Raw genomic sequence first — 21,390 nt, forward strand, 5'->3', positions numbered from 1 at the left:
TTCAGGTGCATAATGAGGTGTCGTGTGGAAATTAAAATAGTACCATCGTGTGAGAAAAAAATATTTTGATCTGGCTGCGGCCTTTTTTTCTGAAAGTGGTTTTCATTCCCCGTTGGTGAATTCCCTCTTTCATGAAGGTTTTTATAAAAGTAAATTTATGGCAGATCCCACCATAATCTTGTTCCTCCATTATCTGCTCCCTTCAATGTTGCTACCGCTCTGTTCACCCCCGCCTGATTCGTGGTATATTCAAATTGTATAAAAGGTATCCTTCTTATAAACGTTTCCGTCGGTATCTTTCCACTACTATTATTTACCACAATGGGAAATAACTTCGGATACCCCGTACGCCGAAACTCGGACCACGCCTCCTGTCCATCAGGAAACATGGCAATCCATTTCTGTGTAATGATCCTTTCCAGTTTACAGGACGTCGTTGCATTGGGGGCCCACTGAATAGTAATTTTACTTAAAGGGGAGTCAACATTATTCAATGCATTTTGAGGGTCAACATAAGCCTTAGGTACGTAAGTACTATTGTGGATATATTCATTATAAGCTGCTGTAATTCCATATTGCTGGAAAGACATATACACACCCTGTTCATAATTGTCCTGTACATCGCCAGCACCTTTCCATCCATACAAGGCGGCTTCTGCTTTTAAAAAATAAGCTTCTGCTGCTGTTAATAACTGAATATGCGATGGCAGCAATGCCAGCTTTGAAAAGCCTATATACACGTCTTTACCGGGAATAGCAATCCCATTCCTGATGCCATGATAAACAGAATCCTTTGCTTCTGTAGAATTGAAATAATATGGCAACCGGGGATCATGATACCCTGTCAATATAGATTCCATTGGCGCACCCATCCTGATATCATTCCAGGAATTACAAATCACATTCACCGGGTGCGTAGCCGGACTGATATCAATATTGAAATTATCTGCCACTGTACTGATCAATCCATAAGGGTGAGAGAGGGCTGCTTCACCTTCTTCCTGTGCCTTGACAGGATCTACTTTGGAAATACGGATCGCCAGCCGCAAGCGCAATGTATTTGCGAGTTTCACCCACTTCTTATAATCCCCTTTATATGACAGATCGAAGTCGGCAAACCGCCTTGTACCTGTACTATCTGCAAAATTGGAGAGCGTTGTAATGGCAGAATCCAAATCGTGAAAGAAGGCTGTATAAGCATCCTGCTGAGAATCGTAATCAATACTATGATCGTCATTGATCATAGCATAATGTGTATAGATCACAGGTCCATAGATATCACTGATGCGGTGCATGGCAATCACTTTCAATAGCTGTGCCCATGCATAAAAGTCTATATACTTCCCCCGTGCATTGTCCATCACAAATTTGCAGTTAGGCATTACGCTGCCATAAGCAGTGAGCCATGCATCGTCATTCCAGCTATCCAGCAGGTCATATGTCATATTGTTCCTGTTGTCCTGAAAGGGATTAGGTGTCATCATGTATCCTGAGAATACATCACCCATCAGGTTCTGCTGTAATTGCGCCACACTTACATCACTGCTGGATAATATATTCAGCATGGATTGGGTAAGCGGATCGCCCAGTAGTTTAAAATCTCCTTTCAGCTCATCGTCATACAGGTCATAAGGATTCGTATTGATCTCTTCAAAATTTCGTGTGCAGGCAGTATGCAGCAGAACCACCATACACACCAGAATCATGTTACGCATAGAATCGTTTTAAAATGCGGCCTTCACATGTATGCCAATACTTCTTGTAGCCGATACTCCAAATACATCTATGCCCTGCAAACCATTTCCACTGCTCATTGCCACTTCCGGATCAAAGGGGGCTTTCAGTTTAAAGAAGCACAGGTTTTTCCCCAACAATCCTATTTGCAGGCGGTTGATGTACTTATTTTTGACAGGTACTTCATAAGTCAATGAAAGTTCTCTTAATCTTATATTGGTAGCATCATACATATACATTTCTCCGATGCCGGCTCTGCCTCCGATGGTGGAGAAGAACTTACGGGCATCGTATGGTACGGTGAGAGGCACTCCATTTTCGTACACCGCATTCAGCGCCACACCACCGTTGTCTCTGGCTTTGGCACTACGCTCACTTACTCCGTAATTGTCCAGCACAGAGCTGGTCACACTCATCACTTCGCCTCCAAAGCGGCCGTCTATGAGACAGCTGAGTGTAAAGTGTCTGTATTCGAGGGTATTGCTCCAACCGGTGATCAGGCGTGGATTGGGGTTGCCTACTTTTTTGAATACATTTCTCGTCACGAGGTTGCCCTGATCATCTATCACATACTGACCTTTCTCGTTTTTATACAGTTCTTTGTTGGTATAAATATCACCCCAGCTGCCACCTTCTTTGATAAAGGAGCCATACATGTTGGTATTGAAGTCAGTGAGGATATAGTAGTTGTCAGGGCCAGCACCGGGAATGGTATTGCTGCTTAGCTGCTTTACCCTGTTACAGTTTACTGTACAGTTGATGGTCGTAGACCAGCGAATATTAGTATGCTGTACAGGCACGATGGTGAGCGTGGCCTCCACACCTTTGTTCTGGATGTTTCCAAGGTTCAGATAGTAGTAGAGATAACCGGAACCGGAAGGTGCACGCACTTCCATGTATTGTTGATAGTTATTGTTCTTATACCAGGTAAAGTCAAGGCTGATCCTGTCTTTCAGTAATCTGATCTCCGTACCGGCTTCCAGCGAACGGTTATCTTCCGGTTTCAGGTAAATACCGGGATAAGGTGTACGTGTATTGAAATTCACTCTTGATACACCAGCAGTGGTTTGTAAGATAAACCTTGCAGGCCGGGAGGAATAAGGAGCAATGTCATTCCCTGCCTTTGCATACGAAAGCCGTACCTTCGCGAAGCTGATGATAGCAGGTAGTTTTACCAGTTCACTGATAATGGTACTGATACCTGAGGAATAATAAAAGTAACCTTTGTCTTTGATAGGAGTAAAAGCAAATGTGCTGCTCCAGTCATTACGCCCTGTAAGGTCTAAAAAGATGCTGTTTTTAAAGTGCACCTGTGCACTCCCAAACAGCGCCTGTAGTTGTTTTCGTTCTACACTTTGCTGTGCATCCAGTGCATTGGATGCAATGTTTTTTACAGAGAATTTATTGGCTACGATCAATCCTTCCGCCGCTGTGGCATTCGTGCTGATCAGGCTTCTGTCGTGTGCCCTGATATCGGTGATGCTGGCACCCAGCATGCCTTGTAGTTTCCAGGAAGGGGATACCTGTCTGGCAGCGGTCAGCATCATATCTGCATAGAACTGTTTGTTACTTTCTTTTTCAAGGGTATACCTGCCATTGGGTGGAGAGAGCACCTGTTGGGTACCTGCATAGGCTTTCATTTCGTATTGGTCATCGCTCTTATCAAAGTTAGTTCTGCCCTGTAATGAGAGCCAGTCATTGAAACGGTACCTGGCGGAGAGAGAAGCCAGTCCTCTGTGGCGGTTATCTTCCCGCTCATCTCTTTTCTGGATCCAATAGGGGTTCTGCTGATCATCCTGTCCGGTCCATCCCAGGCTGTTGTTGATATTCCACCAGTTCTGCATATACATGTTCCTGCTATTGTCAAAGTACTGGTACTCTTTGTAACTATTGAAATCCAGTCCTCGTGGAAATGTGTATAAACCAGTAAGCGGGTTAAAATATAAACCACTTGAGGGCCTGTTTACAGCGTATTGTACCAGGTAAGAGATATTTGCATCAATATGCAGTTTATTCCCGAGCAGGTCGCTGGTGACGCGCATATTGAAGTTATGTTTTTGTAGTCTGTTGATGGGCATGATGCCCCTGTTCATGGTATTAGAATACGATATATAATACTGTGTTTTTTCAATCCCGCCACTGATAGATAATCCATTCATAGAAGTCAGTCCAGTGTTGAAGAATGGTTTCACATGGTCTTTGGCATGAATAGGTGCACCCCAGCTATCGGCAGAACCGGCTTGCTTTTCATCAGTATAAGGAGGTGTAGTTTGTGCATAGCGATATTGCAGGGCGGGCAGGAGTAAAGGTATTTCGGCCGTAAGGTCAGAAGATACTTCAATATGCCCTTTGCCTGAATGCCCTTTTTTAGTCGTGATCATGATTACGCCATTCGCTGCCTGGCTACCATACAAAGCTGCTGCGGAGGCGCTTTTTAGTACACTGATGCTTTCAATATCGTCAGGGTTCAGGTTCGAGATCCCATCACCGCCGTCACGACCACCATTGCCAGTGATACCCGATGATTCGCCCCAGATGTCAGTAGGTTGAGAAGGGGTGAAGTTGGCCATTGGTACGCCATCGATGATATACAAAGGTTGATTCTCGCGGGTAGATTTATTCCCTCTCAATACCACTCTTGCAGAGCCGCCAATGCCAGAAGCACTTCTGTTGATCATCACACCGGCTATTCTGCCTGAGAGGTTATTGATCACATTGGCATCTTTTACGGTGGAGATATCATCGCTGTTGAGTAAGCCGGTAGAGTAGGGGAGTTCTTTATTGTTTTTAGGAATACCCAGTGCGGTCACGATGAGTTCATTCAGACCTTTGATATTTTCAGTAAGTGTGATATCGAGTGTGGTAGTCGCTACGGGCACCATTATTTCTCTGTTGATATAACCTACAGAGCGGAAGATGAGCACGTCGCTCAAACCGGTATTAATTGCGTAATACCCTGCATCATCCGTCTTCACACCTCTTGTGGTGTTTTTAATTATGACGGTCACACCGGGTAGTGGTGAACCATGCAAAGACAGCACTCTGCCACTGATTTCCTTTTGCAATGCAAGGGGGTTATGCAGCTGTATATTTTCTGGTACAGCGCTTACAATCACATTCTCACCTCTGAGTGTAAATTGAAAACCAGTCAATGCAGACAGCTGGTCCAGTGCCTGTGTAAGGGTAAGATTGTTACAATTGAAAGAAACGGGTTTATCCACATCAACGGTGGCTTTATCATAGTGGAAACTAATGTGTTGCCTGGTGGCAATGGCATCCATAATTTCCGTGACGGGTTTGTTGTGAAGTGAAATGCTGATCTGGGCAATAGCTTTCCTGCCTGGTAATAGTGATATTAACAGGAATATTACGACAATACATACTTTCATTAAGTATGATCTTCCCTTCATTTCAGCCCCGGTGATTTTAACATAGTAAAGCAGCAATAAACATTTATGGGGCTACCCAAATACTACATGCAGGAATGCTCTGGGGAGCGAATTATAAAATAGCTGGGGGTCCTCCGTTTTACGGGAGGAACCTTTGTGATAGTACCAAAACGTGTTAGATGTTAAAGGGCCGTTACATGTGTATACGGCCACCTGATTGTAGTGCCGGGGCTAACCCCATAAATTATTTCTTATTTTTTAAAATTACAGTGTCGCGCGCTATCGACCAGGACAGTGATTCAGTCAGACAGATTGTTTCCAGCACATTTTGCAGGGTTTCCTGCCGGAAGCTACCGGTATAGGTCCATGCTTTTTTGTCGCTTTGGTTGATGACGGTTACGGCAAAGGTGTTTTCAATGGCATTGCGCACTTGTTCATACGAGGCATCTTTGAAGACCAGGGTACCTTGTTGCCATCCGGTGGCTTCCGGGGTGCTAAAGGTCGTTCTGGTCACTTTCAGGCTTTGCAGGTCATAACTCAACTGTTCACTGGATTCAAGTACTACAGGCTTAGTGCCGGTGGCGGATACCTTTACTTTGCCACTTAGCAGGGCCACGGTGATTTTCTGTTCGTTGCGGTAAGCGCGTATATTGAAAGAGGTGCCCAGCGCTGTTGTACTGAGACCTCCGCTGTGTACGGTGAAATGGTGTGCGGGGTCGGGGGCTACGTCAAAGAAGGCTTCTCCGTCTTCGAGGTAGAGGTCGCGACTTTCGCTGAAGTGTATGGGATATCTGAGGCGGCTGCCGGCATTGAGCACGACGGTGCTGCCATCTTCCAGTTTCAGGTGTTCGGTTTTACCTTTTACGGTAGTGACGATATAGCATCCGTTGATAATTTCTTTATGGTTGTCAACTTTGGCCATAGCGGCATTGTCCGCAGGTATTGCGGAGCGGGTATAGTGCTGGAAAAACCAGCTGGCGGCAGCTACCAGCATAGTGATAGCGGCTGCGGCATAATACCACGGGCGCAATGAGCGCCGGCGGGGCACGTTGATATTTTTGTGCAGTGCAGCTTGTACATCTGCGAGGTCCTGCTGGATGACAGTTTCTGGAATGTGCGAAACAGGCTGTTGTATCCCTTCAAACCACTCTTCTATCAACTGTTTTTCCCCGGCTGTGGACTGTCCTTCGTTATAACGTTCCAGTATGTGCTTTATCTGATCAAGGTTCACAGCGTTGTAATTTAAAATAATGTCCTAATGTATCAATGTTTGTCCCTAACGTTAGTGATGCTCTTAATGGTGTCGTTTCAAGTTGCAACAAGTACCATCAATTGTAAAAAAAAGCAGCGGTCAGCAGCAGCAAAACGATGTCTGTCTGGGCATGGTTGGTACGCAGGATTTTTAATGCCTTGGTAATCTGGTTTTTAACCGTTTGCTGAGACAGTCCAAGGCGTATGGCTATCTGTTCCACCGTTTGGTGTTCTACCCTGCTCAGGATGAAGATCTCCTTCATTCGTTCAGGGAGTTGGTTGATGGTTTCAAACACATCTTCTGTACGTGTTTTGCTATCCAGTAGTTCTGTGATACTACCGGGTTGCACATCAAAGTGTTCGATGAGTTGTTGCAGGTATTTGCGGTAAGTATTGTTCTTGCGGTAAATGTCTATGATCTTATGTCGGGCCGACTGGTAGAGGTACGATTTCAACGATTCGTTGACGCTCAGCGTGTGTCTTCTTTCCCAGAGGGAGGTAAAGAGTTCCTGTAATACATCCTTGCCTGCTTCGGCAGGTTCAATCTTGCTCAGGATATAGAGGTATAAGGGCTGGCTATAACGTGCGTAGATAGCGTTGAAGGCCATTATGTTATCTTCCTGAAGCAATGAAAGTAATTGGGTGTCTGAGTAATTACTATACATGGATTACAGTCGTGACATAGATTTGGTTAAGGTTCTCAACAAGCGTATATATGAAGGGAAATTACCACATTTATTGATAATACCAAAAAGCAAAAGAAAGCATTTTCCATTCAATGTCAATTCCCCAAAAACAAACGCTTCTGCCATAGACAGAAGCGTTTGTTTTTGGAAACGGGGCCTGTGGCAGGCTTAAATGCCTGAAGCAGTAAGCGCTTATTTAAGCCTCCTTCAATCGCAATTCATTCTTATACTCTTTAGGTGTTTTACCCACTATTTCCTTAAAAAACCTGTTAAAATTCGACAAATTCTTAAAGCCACACGAATAAGCAATCTCCGCTATTGACCAATCCTCTTCTGTCAATCTCTTACACGCATGCCCAATTCTCACCTCATTCAAAAACTGCACAAACGACTTCTTTGTTCTGTTCTTAAAGAACCGGCAAAAAGACTGCGGAGACAAATTCGTAATACTTGCCACATCCTGCAAAGAGATTTCCTTGCTGAAGTTACTCATTACATATTTGAATACTTCATCAATTTTATGATTATCCTTCGCATTGAAAGCATGTGAATAACCTGTACTTGCCAGGTATTGTACATCCTTTGTCTCTGTCAATACTTTCAGGATACTCAGCAATGAAATGATCCTTTCCAGTCCTTCTTTCTTTGGTAGCTGCAGGATCTGATCTTTCAGCAGATCATAGGTAGGGCCTATAATCTTCATTCCACGTTGTGCACGATGAAATAAATCAGTCAATGCCTTTGTCTCAGGCAATCCATAGAACTTATCCCCGAAAATGTCTTTCGGAAAATAAATTACCACAGATCTTGCTTTCAGCGCTTCGTTGTTCTTGTAGTAGCTTTCATCATTGTACCATACATGTGGAATGTGTGGTCCCAGAAACACCATATCTCCTACATCAAAACTCTCAATGCTGTCGCCTACAATTCTTTTACCGTTGCTCTCCGTAACGTATACCAGCTCACATTCCGGGTGAAAATGGAATGGAGTATTGAAATAAGGATCACTTCTCTCAATGATGGTGATCTGATTGTCGGCAAACGCCCCCACTTTAATCAGAATGGGTTTCATGTAGTATAAGTTTAAGCTGTTTTTATTCTAGCTCCGTTGTGATGATGATTCGTCTTCTAGCCCCAGACGGGACATTATCTTCCCGAAACAATTAGTAATATTCCATGACTGTGTCCCAAACGGATATGCAGTCTTTTATACATTCCCCCTGACAAAACTTTTCCTGTGAAAGTGCCAAATTATCAAATTTTGGTTAAAAAAACATCATTTTTTAGTAAATATCATTTATTTCCTGTTGAAACGCCCATCCGGGCGGGTTAACGGGGGATGATACGTATCATTCGTTCCCGGACAGTCTCTGCTGGAATTAATTTGGTCGTTTGCTACTAAGATTATAATTTTCTAAAGAATCAAACCAAATCTGAATCACGTGAAAGGAATATCGATTAAAGATATCGCCCAGCAGGCCGGCGTTTCTCCAACCACCGTTTCTTTCGTTCTCAATGGTAAAGGAAAAGAAAAAAGAATAAGCGAACAGGTAAGCAAACGTATTTTGAAGATTGCCGGCAAGCTAAAGTATAAACCTAACCAACTGGCACGTGGTTTACGCACTGGTAAAACCAAAACAATCGGGTTAATCGTAGAAGACATTGCCAATAATTTCTTTGCCAACGTAGCGAAAGTAGTAGAAGACGAAGCCGACAAGTACGGCTACAAAGTACTCTTCGGCAGCACCGAAGACAATGAAGAAAAGGCCCGTGGCCTGTTGGAGGTGCTCCGATACCGCCAGGTAGACGGGTATATCATTACGCCCACCCTCAACCTGGACAAGGACATTGCCTCCCTGGCAAAGCCCGTCGTACTCATGGACCGTTATTTTCCGAACGTCAAAGACTTGTCTTATGTGGTAGTAGACAACTTCCAGGGGGCTGTCACTGCGGTCGATCATCTGGTGGCAAAGGGCTATAAGCATATTGGAATCATTACCACTACCTCGCACCAGATACAGATGCAACAGCGTTTGGAAGGCTTTACAGCTGCCCTGAAGAAACATGGCCTGCCATCGGGTAAGAATGTGATCAAACGGCTGCCTTTTGACCTGGATAGGCCCGGGTATACTCAGGAGATCACCAAATACCTGCAGAACAACCGGGAACTGGATGCCGTGTTCTTTGCCACCAACTACCTCGGTATTTGTGGTATAGAAAGCATTCGCTCCCTCGGATTGCAGATAGGTAGTGAGCTGGGTATGGTGAGTTTCGATGACCACGACATATTCCGTCTGCTAAGTCCGGCAGTAACCTGCGTAGCCCAGCCGGTAGAAGAGATAGGGAGAATGCTGATCAGGATCCTGATGGCGGAACTGGATGAAACAGCAGAAGGGCCGCAACAGGTAGTACTGCCACTGGAACTGAGAGAACGTGAATCGTCCATGCCGGATAAGCAGTTAACGAAGGCATGATGTAATCGTTTACCTAATTTTTTTACATTTTATAATCGCTTTTGCCGCAAGCAGAAGCGATTTTTTTAGCCCTAAATATTACCGCCCATACAAATATAATTTGCTCATAATGAAAACTTTCTATAAGTTGCAAAAAATGACCTATGCCGGGAAACTGTGAAAATGCCTAGAACCCATAATCTGCTTTTTTATAACAGGAAATCATTATACCATGAAAAGAGCGAAATATCTTCTATCATCGCATTACGGATAAATTTCCATTATTAAATTTTCGTAAAGTCTTGGGGCATGAATGGAATTCATATTACGATTTCTTCAATTTGAGTGTATTTCTCCGATAGTATTTTCTCGTGGAGGTGTGCTAATTTACCGAAGTTAACAGATAATGAAAGATTCGATAAAAAAATGTTAAATCTTTTTTGTTTCTAAGAATTATTTGGGTAGTTTGGCGCTGTCAAGTAAAAGAATGTAGAGAAAAACTATGGCATTTTGGAAGAGTGGCTTGTACTGAGGGACAAAGCGGTGAAAATAACACCAGTTAAAGAAGAGAGTTAAAATGTCCTATACCGACAATAAAGTTAAATAAAACGTAAACGGTGACCACCGGAGTGTACTAAAAAACGATTACAATTCCAGGTAAAGGTACCCAAGACTAAAAGAGAAAATAACATCACATTCAGGGAACAATAGGCTTGTAAGCTTCTTAAAAAAAGGAGCCGGTCTATGCCATGCGTATCTGTATGTAATTACACTTGTGACTAAACACTTATCATACTTAAAATCTAACTAAAAGAAAGCTATGCGAAGATCTCTATTAGTAAGCACACTGCTTCTTTTGTTCTGCTGCTTTACTGCTTTGGCACAGAACAAAAAAGTCGTGTCCGGGACTGTTAAAGATGACAAAGGACAGGCTCTTCCAGGAGTTACCATCCTGGAAAAGGGCACTAAGAACGGAGCAATGACTGCTCCGGATGGTTCCTTTAAAATCTCTGTTGCTCCTGAAGGAACTCTGGTTGTTTCCTTTTTAGGTTACGCTACTCAGGAAATTCCGGTAAGTGGCCAATCGACAATTAATGTTGCCCTTGCTACTGACAACAAAAATCTGGGCGAAGTGGTGGTAACCGCGATGGGTATTAAAAGAGAAGCCCGTTCCCTGGGTTACTCTGTAAGTACTGTAAGCGCAAAAGACATCTCTCAAACTGGTTCTCCTAGTTTCGCTTCTGCCCTGTACGGTAAAGCTGCCGGTGTAAAGGTAGTTGCTGCTCCAGGTGGTGCCAGCTCTGGTGTATCTATCCAGGTGAGAGGTATCACCTCTGTATCTGGTAACTCTCAGCCACTGTATGTTGTGGATGGTGTGCCTATCAGAAACATGGCTGATCCTACCAAATCAAGCTTCAACACTACTAACAACCGTATCGATGGTAACGGTGCACTGGATATCAACCCTGAAGATATCGAGAGCCTGACTGTACTGAAAGGTGCTTCTGCATCTGCACTGTATGGTTCTGAAGCTACCAACGGTGTAGTTGTAATCACTACCAAGAAAGGTACCAAATCAAGAGGTATAGGTGTTGATCTGAACTATATTTACACTGCTGAGATGCTGCAGAACAGCCCTGACTATCAGAACGAATATGGTCCTGGTTATGCAGAAGCTTACAACTTATCTTCCGGTGCAAATGCTGAAGGTTGGATTACTGACACTGATGGTTCTCTTCGTCCTTTCTACAGAGCGTATGAGTCTTTCGGTCCTAAATTCGATGGCAGAAGTGTTAAATATTGGGATGGTTCTACCCGTCCATATTCAGCGAACAAGAATAACTATAAGGATTTCTTCCAGACTGGTTACAACTCTCAGTTCAACGCTGCTGTTGCTAACGCAAACGAATTTGCTTCTTACCGTTTCTCTTATACCCGTACGGATTATAAAGCTATCACCCCAGGATCTAACCTGAACAAGAATAACTTTAACCTGAACGCTACGCTGAAACTGCACAAGAAAGTAACTTTAGACATCATTTCTACTTTCAATAACAACTACACTCATAACCGTCCTACTACGCTGAGCGATGTATTGAATTCTTACGGTGGTTTCTTCAGCCGTATGGATGATATGAATACATACTTCAACAAGTACCAGACTTCTCATGGTTATAAGTATGTAACCTCTACTAACTCCAGCTACGATCAGAGCGAGAAACTGCTTTATCCGATCAGAGCTACTCAGCTGATGGACTATATGTGGACACAGCTGAAAAACGACTACGATGAAAACCAAAACCGTTTCATCAACAGCGTAACTTTAAACTATTCTATACTGGATAATCTGAAGTTCCGTGGTCGTATTGGTAATGACTACACTGGCTGGAAAGCTGAAAATAAAGAACATAATACCCAGCCTACTTATGTAGGTACCAGTGGTAAATATGGTATCGAACAGAGAACAAACAGCCTCCTGTACGGAGATGCGTTGTTGACTTACAATTCTAAGATTGGTAAGAACTGGGATCTGGGTGTATCCGGTGGTTTCACTGCCAGAAAACAAAACTTCCAGTATCAGCAGAGCACTACCACTGTAGGTTTGGCCAGTGAAAACTGGTTCTCTCTGAACAACTCTGCAGGTACTCTGTATACAGTATCTAATCGTGGTGAGCAGATCGACGTTGCTGGTTTCGGTATCCTTAACGTAAGCTACAAAGGTTGGTTATACCTCGAAGCAACAGGTCGTTCTGAAAGGACTTCTACCCTGGCTCCAGGCAGAAATAGCTATACTTACCCTTCTGCAAACGCAGGTTTCGTATTCTCTGATGTAATCAAATTACCATCCTGGTGGAACTACGGTAAACTGAGAGCTTCTTACGGTTTAACCGGTAACCACCCAACCCTGTTCGTAGCACCAGTTGCTTACAGCCAGTATGGTGTTTCCCTGAATGGTCAATACCTGGTATATCAACAAGCTCAGGGTAGCAGCTTCGGTAACGATAAGCTGGAATCTGAGCAGAAGAGAGAGTTTGAATTTGGTCTGGAAACAAGAATCATTGGCGGTAAAGTTGGTGTAGATCTGACTTACTACAATAACAAAGTAAAGCAACAGATCCTTGAGATCACTACTCCTCAGACAGCAGGTGCTACTTCCCAGTACATCAACGCTGGTGACCTGGCAAACTTCGGTTTTGAAGGTGCAATCAACGCCACTCCGGTTCAAACTAAAGACTTCCGTTGGGATACCCGTCTGAACGTTGCAGTGAACCGTAACAAACTGGTTAGCCTGCCTTCTACATTACCTAACATCACTAACGATCTGGAAAGTGGTTATGTAATCGCAAGATCAGAAGTAGGTGATCCCCTGGGTAACATCTACGTTCACCCACACAACATGGATGCAAACGGTAACTACAAAGTAGACGGTAACGGTCTGTATACTTACAATACCGATGCTTACATCAAGGTTGGTAACATGATGCCTAAGGTTGTAGGAGGTTTCTCAAACACTTTCTCTTACAAAGCATTCTCACTGGATGTGACCCTGGATTACCGTTTAGGTGGTAAACTGGTATCCATTCCTTCTTACTATGCAGTTGGTGCTGGTATGTACAAGAGCACTCTCAAATATAGAGATGCAGCTCATGGCGGTATTGGTTATAATGTGGTTGGTGATGAAAGCAGCTTTCCTCCTAATTATGTGGCAACTGCCGTTGGTGAAACCGCAACCCGTTACAATGGTCTGATCCTGGATGGTGTCACTGATGATAACGGTACTAAAAATACAAAAGTAACTTCCGCTGGTATCTATTATGATGCACAGTACGGATGGCATTCTGGTGACTACTCTCAGGCAGTATTCAACAACAGCTATATCAAAGTGCGTGAAGTTGCACTGACTTACAACATGCCTAAGAGCATCATTAACAAATTACATTTCCAGGGTCTGCAGGTAGCACTGATCGGCCGTAACCTGTTCTACGTTTACAAATCCCTGCCTTATGGCCTGGATCCGGAAGTTGCAACTGGCTCACGCTGGATTGATCAGGGTATGAACAGTGGTGGTATGGCTCCTACAAGAAGCCTTGGTGCTAGCGTTCGTGCTCGCTTCTAATGTATTTATTTGCTCAATGACGAAACAAAGAAAACTAATGAAAAAACTTCTTATAAACGCAGCTCTTCTGGTCTTACTGGCAGGTTCTTTTAGCTCCTGTAAGAAAAAGATCGATGAAGACTACCAAAACCCGGAACTGACTACCTCAGGTAACATAGGTAAGCTGTTTGCCGGTATGTTCTTCAACAAAAGAATTCACCCTTCATACTGGGATTATTATACTATTCTTCAGTCTTATAGCGGTGCTTTCTCTGGTATCGTTCCTGCTGTACAAAGCAGTACCATGTATGTAACTACCTCCAGCTATACTGATGGTAAATGGACTGACTTCTATAACGGTTCTACCGGTACTGACTATAACTATAATGGTCCTGGTATCCTTAACAACTATCGTGAGATGCAGTCTACTTACAATGCACTGTCTGCAACTGACCAGGCAGCACAGGATATTTACATGAACCTGGCTAAGGTAATTGTAGCAGATCAGGCAGCTCAGATGGTTGACATGTGGGGCGATATTCCTTTTTCAAAGGCAAACTCCCTGAACACTTCTACCCGTGCTATCGAGTATGCTGCATATGACGATGCTGCTGCACTTTACGATACACTGATCAATAACCTGGATCAGGTGAATACCTTCCTGACTACTGCATCTGTAGTAGCTACAGAAAGCGGTAACCTGAAACTGTATGACAGAATTTACAGCGGTGACCTCACCCTGTGGCGTCGTTATGCAAACTCTCTGCGTCTGCGTCTTCTGATGCGTATTTCTAATGTAAGCGAAGCTAAAGCACAGGCAGCAGTTACTACTATGCTGAACAATCCCAGCACTTATCCGCTGATCACAACAAACGATCAGGATGCATTATTGTGGGAAAGCCCAACCAACCTGGTTAGTGACCTGTTGAGTGCATTCTCCAGCTTCCCTTACGCTCCTCAGTATCTGCTGGAAGATGTATTGGTTGCTAACAATGACCCTCGTACCAAAGTAATGTTCGATCCGGATTCTACTAATGGTTACAAAGGTTTCCCTTACAATGGAACTTCTAACGATTTTTCCAATGGTGGGTATGCATCTTACGATTCTGCTACCTTCTTCTATAACTACAACCTGCCAGGTGTACTGTTCACAGCTGCTGAAGCTAGCTTCCTGCAAGCTGAAGCTTACGAAAGATGGGGCCTGGGTACTGCAGCTACTGCATACACAGAAGGTCTCGATCTGTCTGTTGAATACTTCTACATGCTGAACAAAAAAGTTAGCGACCGTTCTACCCAGTACAAATGGGCTATACAGGTTGTAAATACTGATACTGTAGCACTGTGGAAAGCAGCTAGCGCTGTTGCTTACAGTGGTACTACTACTGAAAAACTGGAGAAAATCTATACTCAGAAATGGGTGAACTTCTTCATCATGCAGGCAAACCAGGCATGGGCTGAATACAGAAGAACAGGTTATCCTGCTATTCAACTGCCAGTTTCAAACGGTATTCAGGCTAATCCTCCTGTACGTTTCCTGTATCCTTCAAACGAGTCACTGTATAACACTGCTAACTACAGCGCTGTACAGTCTAAGGATACCCGCAACACTAAAATCTTCTGGGACGTTAACTAATAACGTTTAGATAATTTATAGAAAAGGCCCCGGCATAAATGCCGGGGCCTTTTGTTTTTAACTAAAAAGTCAAAATATTATACATTTGAGAAAAAATTATCTATTTTAGGTAATTAAGTATGAAACGCCTATTCCTATTCCTTTTGATTGTACTGTCATTTGCTGCCAGCGCGCAGCGCATTACCTGGTACCAGCATATCGCACCCATTGTTCATACTAACTGCACACCCTGTCATCGCCCGGAAGAAGCCGGCCCTTTTTCTCTTATCTCTTACGAAGATGTAGCCAAGCGCGCCGCGATGGTGAAGAAAGTAACACAAAGCAGGTACATGCCACCCTGGAAAGCAGATCCACATTATGTAAGCTATGCCAATGAACGCCGCCTCACCGACGAAGAAATTGCCATGATCGCTGACTGGGCAGATCACCAGATGCCAATAGGGAAAAATGATAATCGCAAACCAGACACTATTACTTTTTCCAAAGTCTCGCGCCTGCCAGATCTTGAGCTTACCATGAAACAAGCCTTCGTAGTCAAAGGAGATAATGTGGAACGTTTCATTGTTTATAAGATCCCATTTGAACTACCTGACTCTATGAATGTGGAAGCCATCCGCTTCATCACAAACAACCGCAAACTGATCCACCACGCGAATTATGAAATTGATGATGTGCCCGAGCTGGATCTATACAACACTGTTGATTACATCAACCTCACGGAAGATGATCGTAATAAATATACACAGTACGTACCCTACCGCAAGCGCATGATCTATTACGGAGGCTGGATTCCAGGCGCCTTGTATGAATCGTATCCTTCCGGTATCGGCTGGCGGATGCCCAGGAGAGGAGTGATCCTGCTCACCCTGCACTTTGCCCCTGTAGGTAAGGAAGAGAAAAGCATCAGCGGGGTACAGTTATACTTCACAAAGAATGAAGTAAAGAGAGACATTCGTGCTGTGAGCATCGGCTCCGGTGGTGTAGGAGAGAAGGATATTGATCCGTTCTTTTATATCCCTGCCAATGCAGTGAAGACATTCAAGGTGAAAGTAAAAGTGCCCGAAGATCAGTCATTGCTATACGTTTGGCCACATATGCACTACCTGGGAAAGATCTTCAGGGCATATAGTGTAACGCCTGCAAATGATACGATACGCTTAGTGTCTATTCCTGACTGGAATGTAGCATGGCAGGAAATGTACTGGTTCCCTACATTGAAGAAACTACCGAAAGGATCTACTATTTATGTAGAAGGGACGTATGATAACACTGCTGAAAACCCCGCTAATCCGAATAATCCTCCTCAACTCATTTATAGTAGTGGCGATATGAAATCGACTGATGAGATGATGACGCTGGTGATGATTTATTTGCCTTATGAAAAGGGGGATGAGAAGATGGAAATTAAGCGATAGTCCTGCGGGTTTTTCGCAAGCCCGCTGCAGGTGAAAACCTGCCGTTAGGCATATTTAAAACCGCAATGACATATATCACTGAAATAAATAATAGATATAATGTAATTTACCACTGTCAACCAACGAGTCGTTATGTCAAGACTACTACTCCTGTCATTGCTAATAACTATGCAGTCGATAGGGCATCCACATGGTACTTCCTTTACTGAGCGATTAAAGGATTATACAGGCAAAGCTTATGACATCAGGCCACAGGGAAAGATTGTTGTGTATCTGTTTCTCTCACCTGAATGTCCATTGTGCAGAAACTATGCACCTATCGTACAACAGCTGTCAGAAAAATACAAAGGCGTACAATTCTACGGCATCATCAGTGGCCGCACCTTTACCAAAGGGCAGATCGGCGCTTATGTAAAAGATTTCAATCTCACCTTCCCCGTCCTCATAGATACGGATAAGGAAGTTGCCAATTCACTGAAAGCAACTGTCACGCCCGAAGCGCTGCTGGTAGGAAGTGATGGCAAAGAATATTATCGTGGTTTGATAGATGACTGGATCACAGGTCTTGGTACCAAGCGTGCAAAAACTACGCAGCTATACCTGGATCAGTCTATCCAGAATCTGGTGGCAGGTGTGCCCACTGTTACAAAGACCACACCGATAGGTTGTCTGATCAGTAATTATTAAAGTATGCGTGTTGTCGTTGCGATAACCCTGATGTTATCGTTATTTATTTGCGGAAAGGGGAGGGCACAGGATATCACCTGGTATAAACACATTGCGCCCATCATTCACAACAATTGTACACCTTGTCACAGAACAGGCGAGGCAGCGCCTTTTCCCCTTGTTACATATGAGGATGTAGCAAAACGTGCTTCCATGATTCAACGGGTTACGGAAGCGAGGTATATGCCACCCTGGAAACCAGATTCGCACTATGTACAATATGCGAATGAAAGACGATTGTCTGATGAAGAGATTTCCATGATCGCCAACTGGGCTACTCATGATATGCCTAAAGGCAATGCGGGGGATGCAAAAGACAAACAGAACTTTGTGCCCGGTACCGTATACAATCGTCCACCTGATCTGGTGTTGAAGATGAAGGAGAGTTATCGCCTGGAAGGGGATAACCAAGACCATTACATCGTATACAAAATACCTTTTGAGCTGGCAGATTCTATGAATGTGGAAGGAGTAGAATTCATCACCAATAACCGTAAGGTGATCCATCATGCAAACTATGAGATAGATGATGTACCAGGCATGGATATATATAATACAGCGGACTTTGTGGATTATACCAATGAAAAGGTAAAGTACTTCGAAAACTATGTATCCTATCGTAAGCGGATCATGTACTTTGGTGGCTGGATACCGGGTGCTTCTATGGAGTCTTATCCGGAACATATTGGTTGGGTAATGCCAAAGAGAGGGGTGATATTACTGACAGTGCATTATGCACCGTTAGGCAAAGCAGAAGATGTGCTTAGTGGTATACAGATCTGGACGACAAAATCAAATATTACCAGGCGGATCAAAAACGAGAGCCTGGGATCTGGTAGTGAGTCGCAAAAACAGATACAGCCTTTCTTTTATCTGCCTCCTGATGTAGTGCGTACTTTTTCGTTGGATGTAAAGATAGAGGAGGATAGGTCATTGCTGTATGTATGGCCGCATATGCATTTGCTTGGGCAGGTGTTTAAAGCCTATGCCATCAAGCCAGACAAAGACACGATCCCGTTAGTATATATACCTGTGTGGGATTTTAACTGGCAGGAGATCTATTGGTTTCCAAAGATGGTGAAGATTCCGAAAGGATCGACTATTCACATAGAAGCCACTTATGATAACACGATCAATAATCCTTACAATCCAAACTTGCCACCAGCATTGGTCATGGAAAATATGAACACAAAGGATGAGATGATGACATTGGTAATAGTAACGCTTCCTTATAAAGACGGCGACGAAAATATCTCTTTGAAATAAAGCCGAAAACAACTCTTTAATAATAAAGCCGGCCGCAGGCCAAGACCTAAAAAAAACGCTTTTACCGAAGGTAAAAGCGTTTTTTTGCGCCTACAGCAAATGTTTTATCTCGCTTAACTTCAGCAACGCCTCCACCGGCGTCAGCCTGTTAATATCCACATTCTCCAACATATCTCTTATCGTCTTGAACGTATCACTATGCGTATCAAAAATACTCAATTGCACCTTCTGTGCAGGTCCGCCCAAACTCTTCACCTGCTCCTGCACTGGCCCATCAATCTGCTTCTCCTCCAAATGCGCTAATACCTCATTCGCTCTTTCAATCAACTTAGGCGGCATTCCCGCCATTCTTGCCACATGAATACCAAAGCTATGTCTGCTACCCCCCGGCGCCAGCTTCCTCAAAAATATCACCTTATTCCCCGATTCCTTATTCGTAATGTGAAAATTCTTGATGCGCGCATGCTTATTCTCCAACTCATTCAGCTCGTGATAGTGTGTGGCAAACAACGTCTTTGGTTTAGCCGATGTCATATCATGCAGATACTCCACAATACTCCATGCAATTGAAATACCATCATACGTACTGGTACCACGCCCGATCTCATCCAGTATCACCAGACTACGCGGTGTAATATTGTTAATAATACTCGCCGTTTCATTCATCTCTACCATGAAAGTAGACTCACCACCACTCAGGTTATCCGAAGCGCCCACACGTGTAAAGATCTTATCTGTCAATCCGATCTCCGCCGCTGCTGCAGGTACAAAACTACCCATATGCGCCATCAGCGTAATCAATGCCGTCTGCCGTAACAATGCAGACTTACCACTCATGTTCGGACCCGTCAGAATAATAATCTGCTGGGTCTCTTTATCCAGCGTGATATCATTCGCTACATAACTCTCACCCGGTGGCAATCCTCTTTCAATCACAGGATGTCGTCCTTCACGAATATCAAGATTGTAACCATCCGTAATACCCGGACGACGATATTTAAACTGTACCGCATTGTTCGCAAAACTCAGCAGACAATCCAGCTTCGCTATCACCTGTGCATTCTGTTGTATCGGCCGGATATAAGGTTGCAATGCAGACAATAGTTCTTCGAACAACTCTGCTTCCAGTGCGAGGATCTTTTCTTCCGCCCCCGTAATCTTCTCTTCGTATTCCTTCAGCTCAGGTGTAATATATCGTTCTGCATTCGCCAGCGTTTGCTTACGGATCCAGGTTTCAGGTACTTTATTCTTATGTGCATTCGTCACTTCCAGGTAGTAGCCGAATACGTTGTTGAATGCAATCTTCAGACTAGGGATGCCCGTGATTTCAGATTCCTTCTGTTGGATCTGTAACAGGTAATCTTTTCCGGAGCGTGCAATCTTACGCAGGTTATCCAGTTCGGTATGAATACCCATCTGTATCACTTCGCCTTTGCTCACGAGGATCGGTGGTGTCTCCGTTACTTCGCGCAGAATTCTGTCCAGGATTTCGTTACATCCATCCATGGTCATGGCCAGTTTTGCCAGGTATGGATGTGGTACTTTTTCCAGCAGGGTCTTCACGGCACATACCTGTTGCAGTGCTTTGGCGAGGGACATCACCTCTCTTGGGTTGATCTTCTTCAAAGGGATCTTGGACACCAGTCTTTCCAGGTCACCGGTTTGTTTCAGGTGGTGGACCAGGTTTTTTGCAAGATCTGTTTCTTTGATAAAGTACTCTACCACATCCAGTCTTTCATTGATCTGGTTAATATCGCGGAGGGGGAATATGAGCCAGCGTTTCAGCAGGCGGGCGCCCATTGGGCTTACAGTAGTATCAATGGTGGTGAGCAGGGTATTCCCGTTTTCCACACTGCTACCTAACAATTCCAGGTTACGGATCGTAAACCTGTCCATCCAGAGGAAGTCATCCTGTTCGATGCGCTGAATGTTAGTAATGTGTTGCAGGTGAGGATGTTCGGTATCCCGCAGGTAATGCAGGGCAGCGCCTGCGGCAATGATGGCATCATTGAGACCATCTACTCCAAAGCCTTTCAGACTATGTGTCTCAAACTGCCTGAGGAGTATTTCATGTGCATAAGTGGCAGTAAAGATCCACTCATCCATGGTGTATGTGTAAAACTTAGTGCCAAAGTGCTGGCGGAAATTCTTTTGTTGTTGCTTGGCGTAGAGTACTTCAGCAGGTTTAAAGCTTTGCAGCAGTTTATCGGCATACTCGATGGTGCCCTGTGCAACAAAGAATTCCCCTGTGGAGATATCCAGAAACGCAACGCCGGCATGATCATCCTGGAGGTGTACAGCTGCCAGAAAGTTGTTGTTGGCATTTTCGAGGATCTTGTCATTCACAGCAACTCCGGGCGTCACCATTTCGGTTACGCCGCGTTTTACAATACCTTTTACAGTTTTGGGATCTTCCAGCTGATCGCATACGGCCACGCGGTAGCCTGCTTTGACCAGTTTGTGGAGGTAGGTGTCCAGAGAGTGGTGTGGAAAACCAGCTAAGTCTACATAAGAGGCAGAGCCGTTAGCTCTTTTGGTCAGAACAATCCCCAATACTTTGGAGGCAATGACTGCGTCTTCATTAAAAGTTTCATAAAAATCGCCCACGCGGAACAAAAGCACGGCATCCGGGTAACGGGTCTTAATTGCCTTGTGCTGTTGCATTAGTGGGGTTTCTTCCGATTTGCTTTTCGCCATTCGGCAAAAATATAGAAAATGTGGTTTATTTAGCAATTGCTATA

12 protein-coding genes are annotated in these 21,390 nt (G+C 44.1%); 6 read left to right on the forward strand and 6 right to left on the reverse strand.

Annotation, left to right across the window (positions count from 1 at the left end; translation table 11 throughout):
* Positions 1–155 precede the first annotated feature (155 nt).
* The 5 genes from QQL36_RS14030 to QQL36_RS14050 form a co-directional block, all read right to left on the reverse strand.
* Positions 156–1,715 (reverse strand): RagB/SusD family nutrient uptake outer membrane protein, encoded by a 1,560-nt coding sequence (locus tag QQL36_RS14030; RefSeq protein WP_083721378.1) that lies wholly within the window; start codon positions 1,713–1,715, stop codon positions 156–158.
* Positions 1,716–1,724: 9 nt separating this feature from the next.
* Positions 1,725–5,144: a SusC/RagA family TonB-linked outer membrane protein gene (locus tag QQL36_RS14035; protein ID WP_321570061.1), complete on the reverse strand. Its 3,420-nt coding sequence runs from the start codon at positions 5,142–5,144 to the stop codon at positions 1,725–1,727.
* Between the two features lie 223 nt (positions 5,145–5,367).
* Complete coding sequence (locus QQL36_RS14040; protein WP_083721380.1) at positions 5,368–6,354, reverse strand: FecR family protein; 987 nt, start codon at positions 6,352–6,354, stop codon at positions 5,368–5,370.
* 97 nt (positions 6,355–6,451) lie between these two features.
* The gene (locus tag QQL36_RS14045; protein WP_083721381.1) at positions 6,452–7,039 is read right to left on the reverse strand and encodes an RNA polymerase sigma factor; all 588 of its coding nucleotides are present in this window, start codon (positions 7,037–7,039) and stop codon (positions 6,452–6,454) included.
* A 217-nt stretch (positions 7,040–7,256) separates the two neighbouring features.
* The gene (locus tag QQL36_RS14050; protein ID WP_083721383.1) at positions 7,257–8,132 is read right to left on the reverse strand and encodes an AraC family transcriptional regulator; all 876 of its coding nucleotides are present in this window, start codon (positions 8,130–8,132) and stop codon (positions 7,257–7,259) included.
* A 370-nt stretch (positions 8,133–8,502) separates the two neighbouring features.
* Between QQL36_RS14050 and QQL36_RS14055 the strand changes: the two genes are divergently transcribed.
* The 6 genes from QQL36_RS14055 (at position 8,503) to QQL36_RS14080 (ending at position 18,649) form a co-directional block, all read left to right on the forward strand.
* On the forward strand, positions 8,503–9,534 hold the full coding sequence (locus tag QQL36_RS14055) for a LacI family DNA-binding transcriptional regulator (protein ID WP_083721384.1): 1,032 nt from the start codon (positions 8,503–8,505) through the stop codon (positions 9,532–9,534).
* Positions 9,535–10,333: 799 nt separating this feature from the next.
* Positions 10,334–13,630, forward strand: coding sequence for a SusC/RagA family TonB-linked outer membrane protein (locus tag QQL36_RS14060; protein ID WP_083721385.1), 3,297 nt, complete (start codon positions 10,334–10,336; stop codon positions 13,628–13,630).
* Positions 13,631–13,667: 37 nt separating this feature from the next.
* The gene (locus tag QQL36_RS14065) at positions 13,668–15,242 is read left to right on the forward strand and encodes a SusD/RagB family nutrient-binding outer membrane lipoprotein (RefSeq protein ID WP_321570062.1); all 1,575 of its coding nucleotides are present in this window, start codon (positions 13,668–13,670) and stop codon (positions 15,240–15,242) included.
* 119 nt (positions 15,243–15,361) lie between these two features.
* Positions 15,362–16,657 carry a c-type cytochrome gene (locus tag QQL36_RS14070; protein WP_083721387.1) on the forward strand — a complete coding sequence of 432 codons (1,296 nt, stop codon included), beginning with the start codon at positions 15,362–15,364 and terminating at the stop codon, positions 16,655–16,657.
* Between the two features lie 132 nt (positions 16,658–16,789).
* A complete protein-coding gene (locus QQL36_RS14075; RefSeq protein ID WP_083721388.1) occupies positions 16,790–17,344 on the forward strand; it encodes a redoxin family protein in 555 nt (184 codons plus the stop codon).
* Between the two features lie 3 nt (positions 17,345–17,347).
* The gene (locus QQL36_RS14080; RefSeq protein ID WP_321570063.1) at positions 17,348–18,649 is read left to right on the forward strand and encodes a cytochrome c; all 1,302 of its coding nucleotides are present in this window, start codon (positions 17,348–17,350) and stop codon (positions 18,647–18,649) included.
* A gap of 90 nt (positions 18,650–18,739) precedes the next feature.
* Here QQL36_RS14080 and mutS read toward each other — a convergent pair whose 3' ends face one another.
* Entirely contained in the window at positions 18,740–21,346 is a 2,607-nt protein-coding gene (gene mutS / locus QQL36_RS14085; protein WP_321570064.1) for a DNA mismatch repair protein MutS, read from the reverse strand.
* Between the last annotated feature and the right edge of the window lie 44 nt (positions 21,347–21,390).

The organism is Chitinophaga sp. LS1 (genome assembly GCF_034274695.1).
Taxonomy (GTDB): Bacteria; Bacteroidota; Bacteroidia; order Chitinophagales; family Chitinophagaceae; genus Chitinophaga.